Origin of the sequence: Roseateles noduli (assembly GCF_050626985.1) — a bacterium.
GTDB classification, from domain to species: domain Bacteria; phylum Pseudomonadota; class Gammaproteobacteria; order Burkholderiales; family Burkholderiaceae_C; genus Roseateles; species Roseateles noduli_A.
This window is the reverse complement of the sequence record NZ_CP192463.1, coordinates 5,376,791-5,397,659: the sequence shown is the minus strand read 5'-3', so window position 1 is coordinate 5,397,659 and position 20,869 is coordinate 5,376,791. Positions and strand designations below refer to the sequence as shown.

At 64.7% G+C, this 20,869-nt stretch carries 21 protein-coding genes and 1 pseudogene; 10 read left to right on the top strand and 12 right to left on the bottom strand.

The window, feature by feature from the left end; all coding sequences use genetic code 11:
* Positions 1-27 precede the first annotated feature (27 nt).
* From ACQ4L4_RS23515 to ACQ4L4_RS23490, 6 genes are all read right to left on the bottom strand, one after another.
* Positions 28-1,266, bottom strand: coding sequence for an MFS transporter (locus ACQ4L4_RS23515; protein ID WP_431101262.1), 1,239 nt, complete (start codon positions 1,264-1,266; stop codon positions 28-30).
* Positions 1,267-1,294: 28 nt separating this feature from the next.
* Complete coding sequence (locus tag ACQ4L4_RS23510) at positions 1,295-2,107, bottom strand: putative hydro-lyase (RefSeq protein ID WP_431101261.1); 813 nt, start codon at positions 2,105-2,107, stop codon at positions 1,295-1,297.
* A 123-nt stretch (positions 2,108-2,230) separates the two neighbouring features.
* Entirely contained in the window at positions 2,231-3,175 is a 945-nt protein-coding gene (locus ACQ4L4_RS23505; protein ID WP_431101260.1) for a LysR family transcriptional regulator, read from the bottom strand.
* A 94-nt stretch (positions 3,176-3,269) separates the two neighbouring features.
* Positions 3,270-4,814, bottom strand: coding sequence for an ammonium transporter (gene amt / locus ACQ4L4_RS23500; protein WP_431101258.1), 1,545 nt, complete (start codon positions 4,812-4,814; stop codon positions 3,270-3,272).
* Between the two features lie 123 nt (positions 4,815-4,937).
* A complete protein-coding gene (gene glnK, locus ACQ4L4_RS23495; protein WP_067279313.1) occupies positions 4,938-5,276 on the bottom strand; it encodes a P-II family nitrogen regulator in 339 nt (112 codons plus the stop codon).
* Between the two features lie 10 nt (positions 5,277-5,286).
* Complete coding sequence (locus ACQ4L4_RS23490; RefSeq protein ID WP_431101257.1) at positions 5,287-6,009, bottom strand: TorF family putative porin; 723 nt, start codon at positions 6,007-6,009, stop codon at positions 5,287-5,289.
* A gap of 236 nt (positions 6,010-6,245) precedes the next feature.
* Here ACQ4L4_RS23490 and ACQ4L4_RS23485 point away from each other — a divergent pair, with 236 nt between their 5' ends.
* The 4 genes from ACQ4L4_RS23485 (at position 6,246) to ACQ4L4_RS23470 (ending at position 9,164) form a co-directional block, all read left to right on the top strand.
* A complete protein-coding gene (locus ACQ4L4_RS23485; RefSeq protein ID WP_431101255.1) occupies positions 6,246-6,881 on the top strand; it encodes an ImmA/IrrE family metallo-endopeptidase in 636 nt (211 codons plus the stop codon).
* A gap of 35 nt (positions 6,882-6,916) precedes the next feature.
* Positions 6,917-7,450 (top strand): hypothetical protein, encoded by a 534-nt coding sequence (locus ACQ4L4_RS23480; protein WP_377158386.1) that lies wholly within the window; start codon positions 6,917-6,919, stop codon positions 7,448-7,450.
* A 569-nt stretch (positions 7,451-8,019) separates the two neighbouring features.
* On the top strand, positions 8,020-8,826 hold the full coding sequence (locus ACQ4L4_RS23475; protein ID WP_431101254.1) for a metallophosphoesterase family protein: 807 nt from the start codon (positions 8,020-8,022) through the stop codon (positions 8,824-8,826).
* Positions 8,823-9,164 (top strand): hypothetical protein, encoded by a 342-nt coding sequence (locus ACQ4L4_RS23470; protein WP_431101252.1) that lies wholly within the window; start codon positions 8,823-8,825, stop codon positions 9,162-9,164. The genes ACQ4L4_RS23475 and ACQ4L4_RS23470 overlap by 4 nt, the downstream gene beginning before the upstream one ends.
* A gap of 64 nt (positions 9,165-9,228) precedes the next feature.
* Here ACQ4L4_RS23470 and ACQ4L4_RS23465 read toward each other — a convergent pair whose 3' ends face one another.
* From ACQ4L4_RS23465 to ACQ4L4_RS23450, 4 genes and pseudogenes are all read right to left on the bottom strand, one after another.
* Positions 9,229-9,423 carry a hypothetical protein gene (locus ACQ4L4_RS23465; RefSeq protein WP_431101251.1) on the bottom strand — a complete coding sequence of 65 codons (195 nt, stop codon included), beginning with the start codon at positions 9,421-9,423 and terminating at the stop codon, positions 9,229-9,231.
* Between the two features lie 317 nt (positions 9,424-9,740).
* Positions 9,741-10,187 (bottom strand): hypothetical protein, encoded by a 447-nt coding sequence (locus ACQ4L4_RS23460; protein WP_431101250.1) that lies wholly within the window; start codon positions 10,185-10,187, stop codon positions 9,741-9,743.
* Positions 10,188-10,319: 132 nt separating this feature from the next.
* Positions 10,320-10,506 (bottom strand): annotated as a pseudogene (locus ACQ4L4_RS23455) (IS30 family transposase); the annotation flags it as partial.
* A 127-nt stretch (positions 10,507-10,633) separates the two neighbouring features.
* The gene (locus ACQ4L4_RS23450; protein WP_431101249.1) at positions 10,634-11,197 is read right to left on the bottom strand and encodes a hypothetical protein; all 564 of its coding nucleotides are present in this window, start codon (positions 11,195-11,197) and stop codon (positions 10,634-10,636) included.
* Positions 11,198-11,626: 429 nt separating this feature from the next.
* Between ACQ4L4_RS23450 and ACQ4L4_RS23445 the strand changes: the two genes are divergently transcribed.
* Genes ACQ4L4_RS23445 through ACQ4L4_RS23425 form a run of 5 tightly spaced genes read left to right on the top strand, consistent with a single transcriptional unit; the run spans position 11,627 to position 17,376 of the window.
* Positions 11,627-12,568, top strand: coding sequence for a Ku protein (locus ACQ4L4_RS23445; protein WP_431101248.1), 942 nt, complete (start codon positions 11,627-11,629; stop codon positions 12,566-12,568).
* A gap of 2 nt (positions 12,569-12,570) precedes the next feature.
* Entirely contained in the window at positions 12,571-13,380 is an 810-nt protein-coding gene (locus ACQ4L4_RS23440) for a tetratricopeptide repeat protein (protein ID WP_431101246.1), read from the top strand.
* Between the two features lie 45 nt (positions 13,381-13,425).
* Positions 13,426-13,626 carry a DUF3606 domain-containing protein gene (locus ACQ4L4_RS23435; RefSeq protein ID WP_431101244.1) on the top strand — a complete coding sequence of 67 codons (201 nt, stop codon included), beginning with the start codon at positions 13,426-13,428 and terminating at the stop codon, positions 13,624-13,626.
* Positions 13,577-17,032: a DNA ligase D gene (gene ligD / locus ACQ4L4_RS23430; protein ID WP_431101243.1), complete on the top strand. Its 3,456-nt coding sequence runs from the start codon at positions 13,577-13,579 to the stop codon at positions 17,030-17,032. The genes ACQ4L4_RS23435 and ligD overlap by 50 nt, the downstream gene beginning before the upstream one ends.
* The gene (locus tag ACQ4L4_RS23425) at positions 17,029-17,376 is read left to right on the top strand and encodes a hypothetical protein (RefSeq protein WP_431101242.1); all 348 of its coding nucleotides are present in this window, start codon (positions 17,029-17,031) and stop codon (positions 17,374-17,376) included. Before ligD ends, ACQ4L4_RS23425 begins: the two co-directional genes overlap by 4 nt.
* A gap of 245 nt (positions 17,377-17,621) precedes the next feature.
* Here ACQ4L4_RS23425 and istB read toward each other — a convergent pair whose 3' ends face one another.
* Both istB and istA read right to left on the bottom strand, forming a co-directional pair.
* Positions 17,622-18,413, bottom strand: a complete 792-nt coding sequence (gene istB, locus ACQ4L4_RS23420) for an IS21-like element helper ATPase IstB (RefSeq protein WP_431100837.1) — start codon at positions 18,411-18,413, stop codon at positions 17,622-17,624.
* Positions 18,403-19,944 carry an IS21 family transposase gene (istA, locus tag ACQ4L4_RS23415; protein WP_431100838.1) on the bottom strand — a complete coding sequence of 514 codons (1,542 nt, stop codon included), beginning with the start codon at positions 19,942-19,944 and terminating at the stop codon, positions 18,403-18,405. Before istA ends, istB begins: the two co-directional genes overlap by 11 nt.
* A gap of 402 nt (positions 19,945-20,346) precedes the next feature.
* On the opposite strand from istA, the gene ACQ4L4_RS23410 reads away from it, so the two are divergent.
* Positions 20,347-20,727, top strand: a complete 381-nt coding sequence (locus tag ACQ4L4_RS23410) for a response regulator (protein ID WP_431101241.1) — start codon at positions 20,347-20,349, stop codon at positions 20,725-20,727.
* Positions 20,728-20,869: the final 142 nt, after the last annotated feature.

Genomic DNA, 20,869 nt, shown 5'->3' with positions numbered 1-20,869 from the left:
GCAGGTCGTCGAAGCGGCGCGGCGGGATCAGGCCGGGGCGGGAGTCAGCTCACGACCCCGGGTCTCGGGCAAGGCCAGCGCCGCGACGATCACGAGGCCGTAGCAGAGCGCCGCCATCCATCCCAAGGTCTGCCCGAGAGGGTACTGCGTGCTGAAGTGTCCGATCAGCGCGGGACAGGCCGCGCCGAACGCCCGTCCGATGTTGTAGCAAAAGCCCTGACCCGATCCCCGCACGTCGCTGGGGAACAGCTCCGACAGGAAGGCGCCCATGCCGGAAAAAATGCCCGAGAGGAAGAAGCCCAGCGGAAAGCCCAGCACCAGCATCAGGCCGTCGGTGATCGGCATCTGCGTGTAGGCCAGCACCAGGATGCCGCCCATCAGCGCGAACAGCATGAAGCAGCGGCGCCGGCCGATCGCGTCGCAGAGCCACGCGCTCGTCAGGTAACCGGCGAAGGAGCCCGCGATCAGTACGAGCAGATAACCGCTGGTGCCCAGCACCGACAGATGGCGCTCGGTCTTGAGGAAGGTCGGCAGCCAGGTCGTCACCGAGTAGTACGCGCCCTGCATGCCGGTGGCCAGAACGCTGGCGAGCACGGTGTTGCGCAGCAGCTCTGGCGAGAAGATCCGCAGGAAGTTCGCGCGCTCGCCGCGGGCCTTGGCGCGCGCCTGCTCGGCCAGGTAGACGGGCGGCTCGTCGAGGTTGCGGCGGATGTAGAGGATCAGCACCGCCGGCAGGATGCCGATCCAGAACAGCACCTTCCACGCGGTCTCCGGCGGCAGCACCGAGTACAGCCCCCAGAACGCCAGCGCCGACGCCGCCCAGCCGATGGCCCAGCTGCTTTGCACCAGGCCGGCGGCCTTGCCGCGATGTTTCGCCTTGATCGTCTCGGCGATCAGCACCGAGCCGACGGCCCACTCGCCGCCCATGCCGAAGCCCTGCATCGCGCGGGTGAAGAAGAGCTGCTCGAACGAGGTCGTGAACCCGCTGAGGAAAGTGAACAGCGCGAACCACAGCACCGTCCACTGCAGCACGCGGACGCGGCCGAAGCGGTCCGCGAGGACCCCGGCCGCCCAGCCGCCGACCGCCGAGGTCAGCAGCGCGCCGGTGGCGATCGCGCCGGCCTGTCCCTTGCTCATGCCCCAGGCCGCGATCAGCGTGGGGATCAGGAAGGTGTAGATCATGTAGTCGAAGCCGTCGACGGCATAGCCGGCGAAGGTCGCGGTGAGCGTGCGCCGTTCGGTCGGCGTGGTGTCTCTGAGCCACATGGTGTCGTTCCTTGTTGTTGGGCCGCGATCAGGCCGCGATGAGGTCGCGGTTCAGGAGGTCGGTGACGAGCATGTGCCCCGGCGCATGCGTGATGCAGAACGGCGGACGGGCCGTCGCGATCGCCGATTGCGGCGTGACGCCGCAGGCCCAGAACACCGGCAGCTCGCCGTCCCGGATGTCGACGGCGTCGCCGTAGTCGGGCCGGGCGATGTCGTCGATGCCGATGCGCGACGGATCGCCCAGATGCAGCGGCGCGCCGTGCACCTGCGGGAGCTTCGACGTGATCTGCACCGCGCGGATCGCGTCGGCGGCGGTCAGCGGCCGCATCGACACCACGGTCGGTCCGCGGAAGACGCCGGCCGGCGCGGTCTCGATGCTGGTGCGGTACATCGCGACGTTGCGGCGCTGCTCGACGTGACGCAGTGGAATGCCCTCGGCCAGCAGCGCGTGCTCGAACGAGAACGAACAGCCGATGACGAAGGCGACCAGGTCGTCGCGCCACCAGCGCGTCACGTCGGCGGGCTCGTCGACGAGTTCACCGTCCCGCCACACGCGGTAGCGCGGCACGTCGGTGCGCAGGTCCAGGTCGGCGCCGAGCGCGGCGAGCGTCGGATCCCCAGGCTCGGTCACGCCGAGCAGCGGGCAGGCCTGCGGGTTCAGCGCGCAGTAGCGGCGGAAGTCCGCGGCCAGCGCCGCCGGCAGGATGGCGAGATTCGCCTGCACGAAGTCGCTGGCCAGGCCGCTGGTGTGGCCGGTGAAGCCGCCGCGACGGGCGGCGAGTCGGACGTCGAGCGCGCTGGACGACGCGTCGAGATCGAGGGAATCGGTCGGGTGGCTCATGGCGGGATCGCGAAGGCTGTCTGACGATGCGGCGGATTGTGGAAGCCGCCCGGCCTCGCGATCCAACGGAAATTTTCCGCCTCGCCTCATCGATTTTTTCGATGAGCCCAGCAGTGCTTCCGCTTAGCGCGGGGTCGACGTTCCGGCCATGCGGGCTTTCCCGGAAGCCCGCGCCGCGCGCTGCTGCCGCGCGACGAAGTCCAGCGCGGAGTCGAGCACCGTCTCGGTGAGCTGCGAGCTCGGATCCTCGCGGTAGCTCGCGTGGATCGGCAACGCCACCAGGTCGGTGTCGCTGCGCAGCACGCGCAGCGAGAGCCGCTTCGCCAACTGCTCCGCCACCGCCACCGGCAGCGTGGCGATGCCGAAGCCCCCCTCCACCAGCTGCACCATCGCGGAGATCGACGAGATCGCGTGCACGCGCGGCAGCGGCAGGCCGGATTCCTGGAACATCTGCAGCAGCGCTTGGTGCGGCTGCGAACCGCGCTGGAAGGTCAGCAGGTCGTGGCCCGCCAGGTCCGACAGCCCGTAGCGGCGCTTCGTGTGCAGGTCCGACCGGCCGACGAAACCCATCGGCATCGACGCCATCGCCCGCGTGCGCACGCCGCCGGCGTCGGCCGCGGGGATCGCCGCGAAGACCAGGTCCTGCGCGCCCCGCCGCACCTGATCGACCAGCACCGGCGAGGTCTCCACCGTCAGCTCTAGCTCGAAGTCCGGATTCGCCGCGCGCATCTCCTGCAGCCAGCCGGTGAGCCAGCTGTGCACCACCGACTCGATCGCGCCGATGCGCAGCACCACCGGTCGGCCCGCGCCGCCGGCGCCGCCCATCTCCTCCTTCACCTGCCGCTGCACGTCGAGCAGCCGCTGCGCCAGCGTCTGGAAACGCTGGCCGGCCACGGTCAGACGGAACTGCTTGTCGCGACGGTCCAGCAGCACCACGCCGAGTTCCTCCTCCAGCGACGCGATGCGGCTGGACAGCGCGGACTGCGTGATGTGCAGCTTCTCCGCCGCGCGCGTGACGCTGCGCAGCGAGGCGGCCCAGTGGAAGGCTTCGACAAAGCGGAGGTTCATGGCGGCGGATTATGGGGATGCACCGACGAAAAAAAGCCGCCCCGAGGGGCGGCTTTGAGCATTGCAGGAGACTGGAGATCTACTTGTCGAACGCTTACTTGTGATACGCGGTTTCGCCGTGCGACGCGATGTCCAGGCCCTCGCGCTCTTCCTCTTCGGAGACGCGCAGACCGATCACCAGGTCGACCACCTTGAACGCGACCACCGAGACCACGCCCGACCACACGATGGTCAGCAGGACGGCCTTGAGCTGCGTGAAGACCTGCGAGCCGATCGAGTAGGCGTCCGGCGCGATCGTCGCGGCGGTCACCCAGTCGCCGACGGCCGAGGGGCCGCCCAGGCTCGGGGAGTTGAAGACACCGGTCAGCAGCGCGCCGACGATGCCGCCCACGCCGTGGACGCCGAAGACGTCCAGCGAGTCGTCCGCGCCCAGCAGCTTCTTCAGGCCCGACACGCCCCACAGGCAGGCGAAGCCGGCGACCAGGCCGATCACCAGACCGCCGCCGATGCCGACGTTGCCGGCAGCCGGCGTGATCGCGACCAGACCGGCCACGGCGCCCGACGCGGCACCCAGCATCGAGGCCTTGCCCTTGAGCAGCGCTTCACCGACGCACCAGGCCAGCACCGCGGCGGCGGTGGCGAACAGCGTGTTGATGAAGGCCAGCGCGGCGAAGCCGTTGGCTTCCAGCGCGGAACCGGCGTTGAAGCCGAACCAGCCCACCCACAGCAGCGAGGCACCGACCATCGTCAGCGTCAGGCTGTGCGGCGTGAACGCTTCCTTGCCGTAGCCGATGCGCTTGCCGACCATGAAGGCGCCGACGATGCCCGCGACGGCGGCGTTGATGTGCACCACGGTGCCGCCGGCGAAGTCCAGCGCGCCCCATTGCCAGATCAGGCCGGCCTTGCTGTTCATCTCATCGACGACCGCCGCCGAGGCGTAGGCGTCCGGACCCATCCAGAACCAGACCATGTGGGCCATCGGCGCGTAGCTGAAGGTGAACCACAGGACCATGAACAGCAGCACGGCGCTGAACTTGATGCGCTCGGCGAAGGCGCCGACGATCAGGCAGCAGGTGATGCCGGCGAAGGTGGCCTGGAAGGCGGCGAACACGATCTCGGGGATGTAGACGCCCTTGCTGAAGGTCGCCGCCGGCGCGAAGGTGCCGGCCACGTTGTCCCAGATGCCCTTCATGAACAGCCGGTCGAAGCCGCCGATGAACTTGTTGCCTTCGGTGAACGCCAGGCTGTAGCCGTACAGGGCCCACAGCACCAGGATCAGCGAGAAGGTCACCATCACCTGCATCAGCACCGACAGCATGTTCTTGCTGCGGACCAGGCCGCCGTAGAACAGCGCCAGGCCGGGAACGGTCATGAGGATCACCAGCAGGGTGGAGACCATCATCCAGGTGGTATCACCCTTGTTGGGGACAGGCGCGGGAGCGGCGGCGGCCGACGCGGCATCGGCGGGGGCCGAGGCGGCGGGCGCGGCGGCCACGGGCGCCGTCGGCGCGGGGGCCTGGGCGGTCGTCTCGCTGGCGACGGCGGCGGGCGCGGAGGCCGCATCCTGCGCCATGGCCGCGGGGGCCAGGCTGGTGAAGGCTGCCGCGGCCAAGGCCAGGCAGGCGAGTAGTTTCTTCATGATCGGGACTCTCTTCGTTGGATCTTGATCGGCGCACGCGCGGAACTGCTGCGCGCGGGGACGGCGAAGGACTGCTGCGGAGTGCGCGGCCTCCCTCGGGGGCCGCGGCGGATCAGGGGGCGATCAGAGGGCGTCCTGCCCGGTCTCGCCGGTACGGATGCGGATCACCTGGTCCAGCGGGGAGACGAAGATCTTGCCGTCCCCGATCTTGCCGGTGCGGGCGGCGTTCTCGATCGCCTCGATGACCTGCTCGACCACGGTGTCGGAGACCGCGGCCTCGATCTTCACCTTGGGCAGGAAGTCGACGACGTACTCCGCGCCGCGGTACAGCTCGGTATGGCCCTTCTGGCGGCCGAAGCCCTTCACTTCGGTGACGGTCAGGCCCTGGACGCCGATGGCGCTCAGCGCCTCGCGCACTTCATCCAGCTTGAAGGGCTTGATGACGGCAGTGATCAGTTTCATGCGTAGCTCCTCAGAAGACCTTCTTGACGGACACGACCACGCCGTTCTTGCCGAGGTCCTTGCCCTTGCCGCCGATGTAGGCGTCCGTGTTGGTGGCGACGAAGCCGGCGCCGAAGGTGAAGCCGGACCAGTCCTTGTTCACCATGAGCGAGTAGTCCGTGTAGCTGAAGTCGCCGTTGTTCTTGACCTTCTGGTGACCGATGTGCGGGGTCAGGGTGAAGCCGCCGCCGACGTCGAAGGTGGCGCTCAGGTCGAGGTAGCCGCTCTGCTTGGAATCGGCGAAGCCGAACAGGTTGCTGATCGAGTGCGAGTACTTCAGCGTGGCGGGGCCGAAGGACACCGCGCCGTACAGCTCGTTGGTGTTGGCGCTGGTGGGCAGGTCGTTGCCGGGATAGTTGTAGCGCAGGAAACCGACGTCGACGGTGACGCCGCCGCCGACCTCGGTCTTGTAGCCGGCGTAGGTGTCGATCTCGATGTCGGCGTCGCCGCCGCCGTCCTTGATCCACTTGATGGTCGAGGCCCAGGCGCCGATGTAGAAGCCGCTCGAATGGACGTAATCGACACCGCCTTGCAGGGCGGGCTTGAGGCGGGTCTGCGAGATCCCGCGATAGCGGTAGTCGGAGGTGACGCTGACGTTGAAGGACAGCGGGTTGGCCTCCTGCGCCAGCGCCGGGAGGGCGATGGCGGCGATGGCGGCGACGGCTGCGGCGCGGACGACGGCGATGGGATTCATGCGCGGGGGCTCCTGATTGTTTGGGGCGACTCTGGGCGACTGCTTCCGGACGAGGCTTTGCAGCTTTTGTGCCAAGCGGTCCCGGGCGAGTCCCTTCCCCCATGAAGGGGCCCCATTCCGGCTCACATCGCCACGAACGGTTGCCGATCACGCCCCGTCAAGCGTCAAAGCGCACCAAATGCATGCACAAGCGGGGGAGTGGTTAACCCTGGAAACGCCCCAACAGGGTGCTAGGCGTGAAATCGTTCGCTGCGGACACTGCGGAGCTCATGAACCGAAGGGGTGCGGAAGGAATGCAGATGCAAGGCGACGGATCGAACGAGAGGTCGAACGGCGGGTCGAACGGCGAATCGAGCGGCGAATCGAGCAACGTGACGGTGCGGTGGCCGGTGGACCTGTCGCACCTGCGGCCGGAGGACGCGGCGGAGTGGGTGGTGGCGCGGTACGGCGATGGCGCGATGCCGATCCTTCCGGAGAAGATTGCCGAGCAGATGGGGATCCGTGTGTGTGCCCTGGCTGATCACCATCGCCACTCGGTGTACGCGGGTCCGGACGGTGGACTGCGGATCGTGATCGACACGAACGGCAGCAACCATCGCAAGCGTTTCGCGGTGGCTCATGGCCTGGGGCATATCCTGCTGCGTCACGAGCATCCGCCGCTGGAGGCGTGGAACTCGTTCGGAAACCACCCACCCGACCCGCGGGACCATGCGGCCAACATGTTCGCGGCCAGTCTGCTCGTGCCCACCGAGAAGCTGCGGTGGTGCGTCACGAGCGGCTGGATGAGAAACGTCGACCACATCGTCAAGACGCTCTGGGTTCCATTGGAACTCCTCGAATTCCGATACCAACAGCTGCTCCGACGTCGTTGACTCGATGACGCCGCCTGCTGCTCAAGGAGCTGCAAATGTCCCAACTTCCCTCGGAGCACGCACCGGACCGACAAGGGGAGGCGGAGGCCGCGATCACACCCGAGATCCCGCTCCTCCGCGTCTCTGACGACTCGATCGAAGCGCGCGCCCGCATGTGCTTCCGCGCGTTGTCGCTGTGCCTCGCCGCCATGGTGCTCGTCCTCACCACACTCGGCCTCCACGCCGTGATATCCGGCTTTGTCAGCGATGTGCATGCCGGGCAGTACGACGCTCCACATGCGACACCCGCGAGCCTCGACACGGCGACCGACGTGGACGCCACCAATGGTTCACCGGCCCAAGCCTGGCCGCACGCCGTCGTTGCCGTGATCTCGATCCTGTTGATTGGCGAGGTTGTCCTGGCGATCGGACTGGTCCGCGCAACGTTCTCGATGAAGGTCAATACGGATGTGCCTTCAACGCCCGAGAAAGAGACCTCCTCCGCAGGCGGCGGTCTTCCCGGCATCGAGCTGCTCAAAGCCGCGACAGACACCATTGAGATGGTGCTCAAGGGCCTGCCCAAACGCTGACGCTGGGCGACGTCACATGGCGATGTCCCTCTCCATCATCCACAGCCGCGCGCTGGACGGCCTATCCGCCGCGGCCGTCGAAGTCGAGGTCCATCTGGCCAACGGGCTGCTGTCGTCAGCAATTCAGTCCGAACAGATAAGGCTAAGAAATCATGGACTTACGCGCGCACTTAAGCCATGAAACTCGGCAGCAACTCCGAACGTTTCTGTTCGGAGTCGATTGTCGAGCACCATTTCAACAATTGATCCCGCGCCGAGGCTGCGGCCAGGCGTCTTTCGCTGGCGATGCGTCTTCGTAGCGACATCCACGACGTGACCGCGGCCTGACTCTTACGAACCCGCGACCTTTTTTCGCTTGCTCAGTTTCCTTACCAGCTCAATCGCGAGCGCGTGAGAGACATGACGCATCCTGTGACTACGTTGTTCGGCACCGGTTTAGCTGTTAGAACATCGTAGCTATCTCGCCCCTCACCATCGCCTCGAGCGCGGGCATGCAGTCCAGCAAGGGATGCACCTGTTGGCCGGCCTTAATACCAAGCGCGTAGAAAGCGAAGCGCAGCGCCTGTCTCATGACCTTTCGACCCATCCTGCTTTGCGGCGATCCTCACGGGCAGTTCGCACACATTCTCGAGGCGACAAGCAAGATCGATCCCGTCGCCGTCATCCTCCTAGGAGACATGGAGCCGGACGGTCCCCTGGAGACGGTCCTCGCTCCGGTGGCCGACCGCGTGTGGTGGATCCCTGGGAATCACGACGCGGATCGGATCGTCTACATCGAGCGCACCTGGCAAAGCGGGCTCGGTGGCAGGAACTTGCATGGTCGCGTTTTGAAGCTCGATGACGGGCGAAGGATCGCCGGCCTGGGGAACGTGTTCCGCGGGAGTGTCTGGCTGCCCAAGGGACCGGGCGGTGCCGCCGGCGCGCATCCAAGCTTCAGCAGCATGCGCCAACACGCGCGGTCAACGCCTCGGCAGGATCGCTACGGCGACGGTCCCCACTTCAAGCACTGGGGCACTATCTACCCCGAAGACTTCGAGCGGCTCAAGCGGCAGCGGGCAGACATCCTCGTGACCCATGAGGCGAGCGGATATCACCCTTATGGGTTCGCCGTCCTGGACGACTTGGCGCGCGCCCTAGGGGCGAGTTTGCTCGCGCACGGACACCTTCACGATGCGCGGTGGCGGTTCGAGGATCAGTCGCAGGCGTGGCGATCTCAGGGCTTCAAGTCCGTAGGAGTGGGCTTGCGTGGCATCACGGCGATCCGCGGGGACGGCGAACTGGAGGTGGTTGTGCCTGGCGAGCTCGACGAGGCAAGCGCACCTCGCTCCAGTCGGGTAGCCGCGACCGCGCATTTTTTTGAAGGAGCGAAGCCATGACCCTTGCCGTTCCAGACGACTTCCCTCACCCTCCCTTCGGCGGATCGCTGTCTGGTATGCAGCTTAAGTTCAGCCTGACGCGAGGGCCCGATGGCCGATTTCACGAGCCTGGCTCCTTGCCCGAGGATCGCGCTGAGGATTTCCTGCGCTGTTGCGAGGTGTTGGACTGGGCCATGCGTTTCCTTCGGGAGAAGGCGCTCAAGCCCAAGTACGCGGCTTTTACGTCGGAGCAGATGCTGGAAAAACTCAAGGTCAACCTGGCCAGTGACTTCGAGATGCCCGAGACCTACCGTTCGTGGATTTTGGCTCGGCTGGCTGATCGCATGGGTCAACGGTAATGCCCGCTCCGCAAACCGGCGGAATGCTTCGATGGCAGGCTGGCTACGCGATGCTCTTTGCCGCTCAGCGCCTGCCGCGCCGAATTTCGTCGCCTAGCTCGGTCAGCCAGCGCCGACCGTCCTCGCGCGGCGCGGTGGCGAAACCCTTTTTCTCAAGCTGGAGCTGCAGGTCCTCCGGGACGAGCTTCCCGCCGACGGCCGGGGGTAGGAAGTAGAGCGCGGCTCGCTCGTCGTTGCTGATGTCCAGATCCTGCGTCATGCTCAAATTTTAGGCCGGGCAACGGCATAAACGTCACGGCCAGCGCTCACCCGCGTTGCATGCCGGCGCCGTGGCAAGCACGGACGGCTTCAACCCACGGCGCCCCAGCCGCCCTGACCGCTATTTGGCACGACGTTGCCGCCAGAACGTCCACACTAGGGCGCAACCCACGGCAAGCCCGCTGGCCAAGCCGATCCAACCCAGCCTCCACCCCTCGTCAATCGTCACCTCGGGGTTTGACAGCAGGATGATCAGCATGCCTACGAAAGCGCACGCAAGCGGTACCGCGACAGACAAGATGAGGAGAAAGGCTCGCTTCACTTGAAGCGCTCCAGCGTGGGGCAGTTTAGGTAGAGACCTGCGGTGCTGCCGCCGGCCTGAACAACCTCCTCGAGGAAGCTGGCGCAGTTGTTTGGCGCCATGAGCCATAGCCACTTCTTGGACATCAGCTGGTCGAGCTTGAATTGGGCGGCGTCGGGCTTGGTGATCTTCACCGGGCGCTGCGACAGCACCACCTTGCGGTTTTCGCGCAGGTACCGGCGGAAGTCGAGCTCCCGCATGAAGTGGGGGCGCATGTACGGGCCCGCGACGTGGAAATAAAAGGGGGCGCCGTCGCCCACCTTGAGCAGCATGTGGCCACATGGATTCCAGCGGTCGCCGCTGACAACGACTGCCGTCGTGTGGGACCAGTCAAATGCCTGTGGTAGGCACATGCTCAGTTCCTCGCCGTCATAGGGCGGCGAAGGCTTCTTCTTGTCGGCCATGGAATCGCACTCCCTGCGATGAACTTTGTTGCGCAAAGTCTAGAACTGGTCTGCGGCCCTCCTGTGTCCGAAAGTCACTGAGGATCCGCTGCCCTTCTGCGACACCCCCCTTCTAGCCGAGAGCGCCACGAAGGACAGGTCCGTGCCCTTGGGCAGGTGCTGGCGCAGCAGCCCGTTGGTGTTCTCACATGATGAGCTGCGTTGCCACGGGCTGGCTGTGCGGGTCGCAGAAATACACGCGCACGCCGGTGGCCCGCACGAGATCGGCGTGCCGAGCCATCTCCTCGCCCTGGTCGTAGGTCAGTAGCTTTCGCATCGGCGCGGCCACTGAGTTGAGCTTGACCGTGAACGCGACCAGACCGCCTGCAGTTGAACCGGGGGCAACGAAGGCGACGCCCCCCGACAGACGGCGAGCGCGCGGGGCAGCCCTCTGCAAGCGCGGGCGGTCAGGCCCGCAAGCGCCTGCACTGCCACATCGACCATCCGGCCGCGGCGCTTATGCACAAAGAGCGGGCGAGGTGCGCCAATTGCAGTTGCTCGAAGGCTGCGTCGCTGAAGCCATGATCGTGCATGTCGTCTTGCGCACCGGCGGCCCATGGTGTGCAAGCCACGGAGAGCAGCCACAGCGTCGCCACACCCCACAACGCTCGCCGCGAGACGCCCGTCGGCGCGCTCCACAGTGCCAGCGCGGCGGCCAGCGCGCCTGCGCCATAAGGCAGGACGACGACGGGCAGCCGGGTGGTGTAGCCCCGGGCGAATGTCAGGAAGGCGATGTCGCTCAGGGCAGCCATGTCAACGTGGATGCGATAGACATTGAAATACAGCAGCCAACTCACTCCAAAGTTGATCCACGCCAGTCCGAGATGCAGGGTCTGTAAACCGTCGGCTGCGCGCCCCCCAATAAGTGTTGGCAGCGGCCTTCGAGATAGGGTCGATGCGCCCAGCGCGCTCGCATAGAACACCACGGCCGCGCCGAGCATGGCCAGAAACAAGACGAAGTAGACCGGCATTGGAAGGTTCCTTGTTCGGCGGGGCAGCGTTCGATCGCCAACCCGACGGACGGTGCCGTCGAAGGAGGTCTTTGGCGCGCTCGCAACTTGCATCCGGGACATCAACATTCCGTCCCTGGGTAAACACGACCGTGATCGTCAGGTGGCAGGCGCTCGGTCGGCGGCGCTTGCTACTTGATTGAACGAGGTGGCGGAGCCAGAACGGACACCGCCGCCGAAATTGTTTCGGCTGGCAGATCCGGATCTCTGCATCCCTTCGCCGTAAATCGTGGTCCTTGAATGCGCCACGCGGGTCCCCGCGACTCCTTATCCGTAGGCGTCGATCTCTTACTTCCAGCCGATGCGGCGCCGTCCTACATCGCAACGCGTGGTTCGGCGCATGCGATGCGCATGCAGGCGGAGTAACTTCGCTCAAAGCCTGGAGCCACCATGGTCACCTCCGCCCGTTCCATCGCCTCGCTCACGTTGAGCTTTGGGCTGGTCAATGTCCCTGTCCGGTTGTTTTCTGCGACCGAGTCGGGCTCCGAGATCCGCTTCAATCTGCTCGACAAGGACGGCTCGCGCCTCAAGCAGCAGTACGTCAACGAGCGCACCAAGAAGGTCGTCGAGCGCAAAGACATGATGAAGGGCTACGAGGTGGAGAAAGACCACTTCGTACTGTTCACCCCCGATGAGTTGAAGGCCCTCGAAGAGGGCAGCAGCCACGTCATAGAGATCGTCAGCTTTGTCCCACAGGCTTCGATCGACCCGCTGTTCTACGACAAGAGCTACCTGCTCGCCCCGGACAAGCGCGGCGCTAAGCCCTATGCGTTGTTGGCTGAGGCGATGCGCCGCTCCGATCGCTGCGCGCTGGCGAAATGGGCGTTCAAAGCCAAGCAGTACATCGTCCAGGTACGAGCCAACGAAGACGGCCTCATTCTTCAGCAGCTGCGTTACGCCGAGGAAGTCCGGTCGCTCGCGGACCTCAACATCGAGAAGGCTCCGGTGTCCAACTCGGAGCTGCAGCTCGCGCTCAAGCTCGTGGACACGATCGCGGAGGACGACTTCAACCCAGAGGACTTCCAAGACGAGGAGAAGGCGCGCATGCTCACTGCGATCGACGAGAAGGTCGCTGGCAAGGAGATCGTGGCCTCCAGCCATTCCGAGGACGAAGTCGTCGCCGGTGGCCAGGTGATCGATCTGATGGAAGCCTTGCGGTCGAGCCTTGCTAAGAAGCCTGCCGCGAAGGCAACCAAGCCCTCAGCCAGCGTGACCAAGCTCAAGCCGGCAAGCGCAGCCTCGCCCACGCCAACTCGCAAGCCTGCCAAGCGCGCGGTCGTCGAGCCTGAACCCGCCGCGGCGCCAGCTCCGAGAAGTAGGGCTCGCAAGTGACCATGGCGCCTGAGGAGGCCTTCTATAGCTCGCGCCAGGTAGAGAAGCTGGTCGGGCTTACGAAAGCGTTCATACAGAGCTTGACCGACGCGGGCATCGTCGTTCCTCAAGACGGTGGACGGTTCACCCTGCAGGATCTGGTGGTGCTCCGTACGGCAAAGGGTCTTCGGGATGCGCGGGTGCCGCATCGCAAAATCATCCAAGCGATGAAGAATGTCAGAGCGGGGTTGCCGGGACCTGCGCATCTGGCCAGCGTCCGCGTGCGGGCAAATGGCAAGAGCGTAGAAGCTGCCGATCAAGCCGGAAAACGTGATGCGGTATCTGGTCAGCTGCTGTTACCGCTCGATGGCAGCGGGGTTCCCACCGACCCAGTGCCGGCTCCCCCGGTGGCGCGCGATGCGCGGTACTGGTTCCAGCAGGCCGTGCGACTGGAGGCCACCGACACCACCGCTGCGGAGCGCGCCTACCGGCGAGCGATTGCCCTGGATCCTTGCCATGGCGTGGCTTACGTGAACCTCGGCGCCATGCTGTGCGAGGCCAAGCGCTGCCTGGAAGCGGTGGCGCTGTATGACGATGCGATCGCCCACTGCGGCGACACGCCGCTAGTGCACTTCAACCGCGGCGCGGCTCTGGAAGATTCTGGACGTCCGGCGCTCGCCGTCGATGCCTATCGGCGCGCGCTGGAGCTGGACTCGCAACTGGCGGATGCCCATTACAACCTCGGCGTCCTCATGGAGCGACTGGGCGATACCCAGTCTTCTCTTCGTCACTTCAGCGCCTACCGTCGCCTGCATCGGGAAGAAAGTGTCTAGGCGAGGCGCTTGCCAGATCCGTTCACCATCAAAAAGGAGTTCTACATGTCTGACGACAAGAGCAAGTCCGGCGGCCAGGACCGCACCAGGATCAACGTCAACGAGGACTACGAGCTGCGCGACTGGTCCAAGAAGTTCGGTGTGACGCCCGAAGAGCTGAAGCGCGCGGTGAACGCGGTCGGTACCAGCGCTGCAGATGTCGAGGCTCATCTCAAGGGCGGCCAGGCCAAGAACCAGACGCGGTGATGCCGTGCTGGTCGCGACCTGGAACGTCAATAACGTTCTCAAGCGGCTCGACCAGCTCCTGGCTTGGTTGGATCACCGCAAGCCAGACGTCGTCGCCCTTCAGGAACTGAAGGCAACGACGGTCAGCTTCCCCTTCGACGCACTTCGCGCCGCGGGATATGAGGCGCTGGTCGTCGGGCAGCGCACCTGGAACGGCGTGGCGCTGCTGGCTCGCGGACACGAGCCGCTTTCGGTCGCCACATCCCTGCCCGGAGATTCGAAGGACAAGGAAGCCCGCTACCTGGAAGCAGCGATCAACGGCGTGCTCTACGCCTGCCTGTATCTCCCGAACGGCAATCCCCAGCCCGGCCCGAAGTTTGAGTACAAGCTGCGATGGTTCGAGCGATTGCGTCAGCGAGCCCAAGCTTTGTGGGCAACGGGACAGCCGGTGGTGATGCTTGGCGACTGGAACGTCGTCCCTACCGACCAGGACATCTACAAGCCCGACACGTGGCGAGACAACGCCCTCCTGCAGCCGCAAGCGCGCGACGCGTTCGCCGCGATCCTCGACCAGGGTTGGGTCGACGCGTTGAAGACGGTGCGTCCAGACGAAAAGATGTTCACGTTCTGGGACTATCGACGTCAGCGATGGGAGCGCAACGCCGGGCTTCGCATCGACCACATCCTTGTCGGTGGCGCGCTGAAAGTCATCAATGCTGGCGTGGACCGCGAAGAACGCGCGAGCGAGAACCCGAGCGACCACGCGCCGGTCTGGGCCGAGGTCACCCCCGCGAAGTCTAGGAAGCCGACGAAATCGGCGAGCTCGAAGGCCAAGACTGCGGTGAAGGGCGGCAAGCCGGACACTGCGGCCCCGCCAACCTTAGCGGCCCCCCTAGCCCGTTATAACCAGAAGCGGGACTTCAAGAAAACAGCAGAACCGCCTGGCGCGCTGCCGGCCGTCGCCGCCGGTTCGCGCAGTAAAGGTCAAGCGCTGGGCTTCGTCATCCAGAAGCACTGGGCGAGCCGCCTCCATTACGACTTCCGACTGGAACTTGACGGTGTGATGCTGTCGTGGGCAGTGCCCAAGGGGCCATCCTTCGACCCCGCCCGCAAGCAGATGGCGATCCACGTTGAAGACCACCCGGTCAGCTACAACGAGTTCGAGGGCGACATTCCCAAGGGTGAGTACGGCGGCGGGACAGTCATCGTTTGGGACCGAGGCTCCTGGGAGCCAATCGGCGATCCGCGCGAAGGCAGGAAGGTGGGCAAGCTCCTCTTCAAGCTCCATGGGCAGAAGCTCGCGGGTCTGTGGGAACTCGTGCGCATCTCCAAGCCGGGCGAGAAGAAACAGGATCAGTGGATCCTGTTCAAGAAGCGTGGTGACGCCTGGGTCAGACCTGCGGCCGAGTACGACGTCATCACGGCGTTACCGGACAGCGTGGTAACCAAGCCGCTCGGCCTGCGGGAGGAACGCGAGCCGCGGGAAGTCGTGCCACGGCCTGCCCGACGTGTGGCCGATGAAGACATGCGAGCAGCGAAGAAGGCACCGCTGCCGGTAAAGCTGGCGCCGCAGCTGGCTACCTTGGCCTCCTCGGTGCCCGATGGCGATTGGATCGTGGAATCCAAGTTCGATGGCTACCGACTTCTCGCTCGCGTGGAAGATGGCGAGGTGCGGCTGTTCACGCGCAACGGCAACGACTGGACTGCCAAGTTCAAACCGCTCGCAGCGGCCATCGCAGATTTCGGGTTGGAGAGTGCCTGGCTGGATGGCGAGATCGTCGTGATGGGCGATGCAGGGGTACCGGACTTCAACGCGCTGCAGAACGCCATCGACAACGCGCGGAACAAGGACATCGAGATGTTCCTGTTCGACGTGCCGTTCCTCGGCGGGATGGACCTGCGCGATGTTCCGTTGGCCACGCGCAGGAACGTACTCCGGGAGCTTCTCGAAGATCGGTCATCCGACATGATCCGCTTCAGTGAATCCTTCGAAGCGCTGCCGCATCAGATGCTCAACGCGGCGTGCCGTATGGGGCTCGAGGGAGTGATGGTTAAGCGCGCTGACTCGCCGTACGCATCTGGCCGCACCGAGACTTGGTTGAAGCTCAAGTGCCAGCAGCGGCAGGAGTTCGTCGTCATCGGCTTCACCGATCGGGCCGGATCCACGACGGAAGTGGGCAGCCTGCTTCTCGGCTACTACGACGAAGGACAGCTGCGAAGCGCAGGTTCCGTCGGCACGGGATGGAGCGCCACCACCGGTAAGGAGCTCCACGCGATGCTCAAGAAGCTGGCGTCATCCACACCGACGGTGGATCACGCGGAAGTGAAGCCGGGTCGATGGTCGAAGCGCTCGCCGGGAGCCGAGCGCTGGGTCAAACCGAAGACCGTTGTAGAGGTGGCGTTTTCCGAATGGACGCCCGACGGGCAGATTCGTCATGCCTCATTCCGCGGCGTGCGGACCGACAAGCCGGCTAGCGCGATCGTCAGGGAGCGTCCGAAGGAACTCGGTGCGACATCGACTGCCATCGCTTCTGGCGGGAAGAGCAAGATCGCTCCAGCCGTCAAGGTCACGAATCCCGAGCGGGTGATCGATCCCTCCACCGGGTTCAAGAAAGTCGACCTGGTGCGTTATTACGAATCGGTGGCCGAGTGGATCCTGCCCCACCTCAAGGGTCGGCCGATTTCCCTAGTGCGCGCGCCCCAGGGCATCACGGGTCAGCTGTTCTTCCAGAAGCATCCTGAGATCAAGATGCCGGGCCTGACCGAGCTGGATGCTGATCTGTGGCCCGGCCACGCCGCGCTTATGAGCGTGGACACGCCGGAGGCATTGCTCAGCGCCGCGCAGATGAACACGGTCGAGTTCCACACTTGGAACTCCCTGGCCAAGAACATCGACCATCCAGATCGCGTCATCTTTGACCTCGACCCTGGGGAAGGCGTGACCTGGACGATGCTTCAAGAGGCCGCCGTGCTGATGCGCACGCTTCTGGGAGAACTGCAGTTGGAGAGCTGGCTCAAGACCAGCGGTGGCAAGGGCCTGCACGTTGTGGTGCCGATAACTCCCAAGCTCGCCTATGACGAGGTGAAGCGCTTCTCCCAGATCGCCGTGCAGCACATGGCTAAGACAATCCCGTCGAGATTCGTGGCGAAGTCCGGCGGCGGCAACCGCATCGGACGCATCTTCATCGACTACCTGCGAAACGGACACGGTCAGACCACCGCCGCAGCGTTCTCCGCTCGATCTCGTCCTGGCATGGGCGTATCGATGCCTGTGGCTTGGGAGCAGCTCAAGGAACTGAAGAGCGGCGCCCAGTGGACCATCGCCACTGCACGCGAGTACCTGTCGTTCCAGCGAACAGATCCCTGGGCAGCCTACTGGAAAAGACGTCAGACCCTGAGCAAGGCGATGAAGGCGCTCTCGCCGTGAGCGCTCCGAAGATGGTCGGCGCGGGGTACCCAGTGACGCCCGACGGTCGGTACTTCGTGGTGCGAGGAAGGCTGTGGCGGACAGCCAATCCCGCACTCAGCGAGGATCAACGAAGCGCGCTGGTCAGCGCCTTGATGTCCGCACGCAGCAGGCTTCGAACGAGCGCTGCAGGCTCTGCTGCGCGAGCGGCCGCTCGGCAGGCAATCGAGACCGCAAAGGTTCATCTTGGTGAACGCGGTCCGGTGTGGTGGATGGATGGCGCCCCCGACTACAACAGGCGTATGGTGAAAAATTCGCCCTATGCCGGCTGGTATGAAGCGCTTCCGATCGCCGAACAGCTGTGAACGTCGCGCCGGCCGACGCATATGTCTAGCCTAACGAGATCAGTCTGCGGCGGCCTGCTAGAGGGGGAATCGACGTATCCGTCCGGCAACTCACCTTAATCGAAACACATCCGGGGACGGGCTTTGCAGCGATTGCTGCCGGTCAGCCAACATGCCGTCGAAGATGGCGGTCTGTTCAGTTCCGCGTACGTGTGACCCACCATTTCCATCGAATCTTGACCCACCCTTGTTGAGCCACTGACGGCTCAGGCTGTGGGTAACTTTCTGGACTTGGGCTCCTTCTTGGTGGGTTGGGCTGAGCTGTTCTTGAACCGATAGCTATCGTTGCCGGTCTCAAGGATATGGCAGTGGTGCGTGAGCCGGTCCAGCAGCGCCGTGGTCATCTTGGCGTCGCCGAAGACACTGGCCCATTCGCTGAAGCTCAGGTTCGTCGTGATGACGACGCTGGTGCGCTCGTAGAGCTTGCTCAGCAGGTGGAAGAGCAGCGCCCCGCCGGAGGCGCTGAAGGGCAGATAGCCCAGCTCATCAAGGACCACCATGTCGGCGTGGGCGAGGCGATGAGCCATCTGGCCACTCTTGTTGCAGAGCTTCTCCTGCTCGAGCTGGTTGACCAGGTCCACGGTGGAGAAGAACCGAACACGCCGGCGCAGGTGCTCGACTGCCTGCACGCCAAGTGCTGTGGCCAGGTGGGTCTTGCCAGTCCCTGGACCGCCCACCAGCACGACGTTCTGAGCCTGCTCCATGAAGTCACCGCGGTGCAACTGACGGACCAGCGCTTCGTTGACTTCGCTGTGCTCGAACTGGAAGCCAGCCAAGTCTCTGTACGCCGGGAAGCGAGCTTGCTTGAGTTGGTAGGCCACGGCTCGTACCTCCCGCTCAGCGGTCTCGGCCTTGAGTAGCTGCGCCAGCACGGGCTGAGCGGCCTCATAGGCCGGTGCACCTTGCTCGGCCAGCTCGGAGATGGCCTGCGCCATGCCGAACATCTTGAGCTCGCGCAGCATGATGACGAGCGACGCCGCTGCTGGGTCATGACGCATATCCCACCTTCCTCTCTGGGCCGCGCAGCGCGTCGTAGCGCGTCACGTTGGCTTCTGGTTCGTTGATGAGCTGAAGTGCCTGAGGGGCGCTGACGGGTGGAGGCGTGCTGCTCTTGCCGTCGACGAGGCGATGCAGCAGATTGACCACGTGCATCTTGGTTGGCACACCCGTCTCCAGCGCAAGCTCGACGGCCGCGAGCACGGCCTGCTCGTCATGCTGGAGCACCAGGGCAAGCACCTCCACCATCTCCCGGTCGCCTCCGGGCTGCTTGAGCAACGCTCGCTGGAGCTGGCGAAAAGCATCCGGCAGCTCCACGAAGGGTGCGCCGTTGCGCAGCGCGCCTGGCTTGCGCTGAAGCACTGCGAGGTAATGACGCCAGTCGTAGACCGTGGTGACGGGCACGTCGTGTCGACGGTCGATGACGCGCGTGTGCTCGCAGATGATGTTGCCCTCGGCTGCCACCACGATGCGGTCTGCGTAGGCGCGCAGGCTCACCGGTCGGTTGGCATAAGACGCCGGCACGCTGTAGCGAGTCCGCTCGAACGTGACGAGGCAGGTAGGCGAGACGCGCTTGGTGTGCTCGACGAACCCGTCGAAGGGACGCGGTGCTTGCATCAACTGCGGGCGCTCCACGGCCCAGGCCGCCGCGACGGAGCCCTTGAGCTTGCCGTGCGGGATGTCAGCCCACAGCGCCTGGCAGCGGTCTTCCAACCATGCGTTGAGCGCAGCCAGGTCAGGGAACTCGGGCGTGGGCTGCCAGAGGCGGTGACGTGCGTCTCTGACGTTCTTCTCGACCTGGCCCTTCTCCCAGCCAGACGCCGGATTGCAGAACTCAGGCTCGAACAAGAAGTGGCTCACCATGGCGCTGAAGCGCACATTGATGTCACGCTCCTTGCCGCGCCGCACCTTGTCCACGGCGGTCTTCATGTTGTCGTAGATGCCGCGCCGCGGCACACCGCCCAGCACGCGGAATGCGTGGTTGTGGGCGTCGAAGAGCATCTCGTGCGTCTGCAGCAGATAGGCCCGCACGATGAAGGCGCGGCTGTAGCTCAGCTTGGTATGCGCTACCTGCAGCTTGGTGCGCTCGCCGCCGAGCACGGCCCAGTCCTCGCTCCAGTCGAACTGGAACGCCTCACCGGGACCGAACGCCAACGGGACGAAAGTGCCACGGCCAGTGGTCTTCTCAGTCTCCTGGCGCTTGGCCAGCCAGGTCCTGGCGAAGGCGGCCACACGGTTGTAGGAGCCGTCGTAGCCAAGCGCCACCAGGTCGGCGTGCATCTGCTTGATGGTGCGCCGCTGCTTGCGGGATTTGCTGCTCTCGGTCTTGAGCCAGCCCGCGAGCTTCTCTGCGAACGGGTCGAGTCGACTGGGACTGACTCGCGGCTTGTGTTGCGGAACCTCGGCGCCGGCGCGGAGGTACTTGCGGATGGTGTTGCGAGACAGGCCCGTGCGCTTGGCTATCTCGCGGATGGACAGCCGCTCACGCAGTGCCCAACGTCTGATGACACTCAGTGTCGCCACGTCAATCACTCCTGTACCCCTGCTGCAAATAGCAGCAGGCTAGGGTTGATACGTGGGTCAGATTTAGATGGAAATTACCCCTAGGGGTGGGTCACTTCGACGCGGAAAACAACACCGTTCGTGGAAAAACTTCTCCAATAGCGCATGCCAGGGTTGTACGGCAGCGCAATGGGACGCGCCATCCAGGAGACGATGAAAGTCGTGTAGGTCGATATCGGACAGGAGATCGCGAGTCGGGCTGCGGACCGGTCCGCCAGTCGCGCGCCGTCCCCTCGCTCCCTTCGGCGCAGGTCCTGGCTGTAGGCGTTCGACCGACACCATCCCTGCGACCTGACTCACGTGGCTCTACGGCACCGACTTCTGGGCGGCAGAGGTGAGTCAGGCGAGGATGTCAGTCGAACGGAGACAAACATGAAAATCGCCTTGGTAGAAGATTCCGCGATGCTGCGCCGCCTGATGGTTTCGCGCCTGGAACAAGCCTGTGCCTCCATCGACGTAGTTGCGCAGGCCGCCACCGAGAGCGCCGCTCTAGGAGCTATTGCACTTAGTTGTCCTGACACCGTCCTCGTCGACCTCCACCTTCAACATGGATCGGGCGTGGGCGTCATCAGATCGCTCCGAGCTATGAATTTTGCTGGTCGAATATTCGTCTTGAGCTCAGAGGACCGAGCTACGTATGAGCCGATAGTGCTGGGTTTCGGCGCGGACGGCTTTTACGACAAAGCACTCGACTTCGAGACACTGATCAACGACCTCTCGAACCATGCGAGAAGCTCCTTGATGGCAAATTAAGCCGATGGGGCCGCGCAGAGGTGGATCACCACCCCCGGTCTGCCGGCGCCTTTCAACCACCTGCAACTTCTCTTGTGACTCGCGTCGGGCCACACTGCTTTCTGAATCCCTCGCGGACGCCGACCCCGTTCTCCTGCGATGT

Coding starts and splice junctions, on each gene's coding strand:
- ACQ4L4_RS23515 (WP_431101262.1), bottom strand. CDS start 1,266: ATGTGGCTCAGAGACACCACGCCGACCGAACGGCGCACGCTCACCGCG.
- ACQ4L4_RS23510 (WP_431101261.1), bottom strand. CDS start 2,107: ATGAGCCACCCGACCGATTCCCTCGATCTCGACGCGTCGTCCAGCGCG.
- ACQ4L4_RS23505 (WP_431101260.1), bottom strand. CDS start 3,175: ATGAACCTCCGCTTTGTCGAAGCCTTCCACTGGGCCGCCTCGCTGCGC.
- amt (WP_431101258.1), bottom strand. CDS start 4,814: ATGAAGAAACTACTCGCCTGCCTGGCCTTGGCCGCGGCAGCCTTCACC.
- glnK (WP_067279313.1), bottom strand. CDS start 5,276: ATGAAACTGATCACTGCCGTCATCAAGCCCTTCAAGCTGGATGAAGTG.
- ACQ4L4_RS23490 (WP_431101257.1), bottom strand. CDS start 6,009: ATGAATCCCATCGCCGTCGTCCGCGCCGCAGCCGTCGCCGCCATCGCC.
- ACQ4L4_RS23480 (WP_377158386.1), top strand. CDS start 6,917: ATGTCCCAACTTCCCTCGGAGCACGCACCGGACCGACAAGGGGAGGCG.
- ACQ4L4_RS23475 (WP_431101254.1), top strand. CDS start 8,020: ATGACCTTTCGACCCATCCTGCTTTGCGGCGATCCTCACGGGCAGTTC.
- ACQ4L4_RS23470 (WP_431101252.1), top strand. CDS start 8,823: ATGACCCTTGCCGTTCCAGACGACTTCCCTCACCCTCCCTTCGGCGGA.
- ACQ4L4_RS23465 (WP_431101251.1), bottom strand. CDS start 9,423: ATGACGCAGGATCTGGACATCAGCAACGACGAGCGAGCCGCGCTCTAC.
- ACQ4L4_RS23460 (WP_431101250.1), bottom strand. CDS start 10,187: ATGGCCGACAAGAAGAAGCCTTCGCCGCCCTATGACGGCGAGGAACTG.
- ACQ4L4_RS23450 (WP_431101249.1), bottom strand. CDS start 11,197: ATGCCGGTCTACTTCGTCTTGTTTCTGGCCATGCTCGGCGCGGCCGTG.
- ACQ4L4_RS23445 (WP_431101248.1), top strand. CDS start 11,627: ATGGTCACCTCCGCCCGTTCCATCGCCTCGCTCACGTTGAGCTTTGGG.
- ACQ4L4_RS23440 (WP_431101246.1), top strand. CDS start 12,571: ATGGCGCCTGAGGAGGCCTTCTATAGCTCGCGCCAGGTAGAGAAGCTG.
- ACQ4L4_RS23435 (WP_431101244.1), top strand. CDS start 13,426: ATGTCTGACGACAAGAGCAAGTCCGGCGGCCAGGACCGCACCAGGATC.
- ligD (WP_431101243.1), top strand. CDS start 13,577: ATGTCGAGGCTCATCTCAAGGGCGGCCAGGCCAAGAACCAGACGCGGT.
- istB (WP_431100837.1), bottom strand. CDS start 18,413: ATGCGTCATGACCCAGCAGCGGCGTCGCTCGTCATCATGCTGCGCGAG.
- ACQ4L4_RS23410 (WP_431101241.1), top strand. CDS start 20,347: ATGAAAATCGCCTTGGTAGAAGATTCCGCGATGCTGCGCCGCCTGATG.